Below are 590 nucleotides of genomic sequence, written 5' to 3'. Positions count from 1 at the left end.
TGCACGAATGCGGCGGAGAGTTTTGCCCCCAACTTCGATTGTTTCATCAGTAAATTCGTATTTTTTTTCCATGGTTTTACTCCTTTAAGTTAGATTCTGCCTTTGTCGCTCTTGCAAAAGAACGGCATTGCATTGTGGGGTGAATTTTTTGGAAAGGTGGCGTCTTTTAAAAACGCCTTTAGCTTTTAAAGCACATCACAAGGACGCAAACGGTGTTGTTTTTCGTAAGAACCATACATTGCATCATCATATTCGCGCTGTTTTATATCATCTAAAAAAAAACCGTATGCGTTACTGTCTTTAACAAAGTCGTGAGGTATATTGCCGTTGAAACACTGCTCTTCACATTCTTTCAGATAGCATTCGGCAATATCTTCAGAGATATCTTCGCAACGGTTAGTCGATGGTTCAATACGTAAAATTTGGACAGCATTATCGGTTTGGTCGATAAAATTGATAATGTCACTTTCTTCTAAGAAAGGTCCAGATTTTGCGAGATTTTGTTCTTCATTTTCGCACATCACTAAGAGAATTTCATCAGAATTTATAAACACTGGTTTATTCACAAATGCCTCCATACTGCCTATTGG

At 38.0% G+C, this 590-nt stretch carries 1 protein-coding gene; it reads right to left on the bottom strand.

From position 1 onward, the window contains the following. Positions 1 to 185: 185 nt before the first annotated feature. Positions 186 to 566: a hypothetical protein gene (locus ACFIJL_RS09815; RefSeq protein ID WP_375624548.1), complete on the bottom strand. Its 381-nt coding sequence runs from the start codon at positions 564 to 566 to the stop codon at positions 186 to 188. Between the last annotated feature and the right edge of the window lie 24 nt (positions 567 to 590).

Source organism: Bartonella sp. TT119HLJHH (assembly GCF_042193385.1).
In the GTDB taxonomy this organism is placed as follows: Bacteria; Pseudomonadota; Alphaproteobacteria; order Rhizobiales; family Rhizobiaceae; genus Bartonella.
Note: the sequence above shows the minus strand (reverse complement) of the source record. Positions and strands in the feature narration are given on the sequence as shown.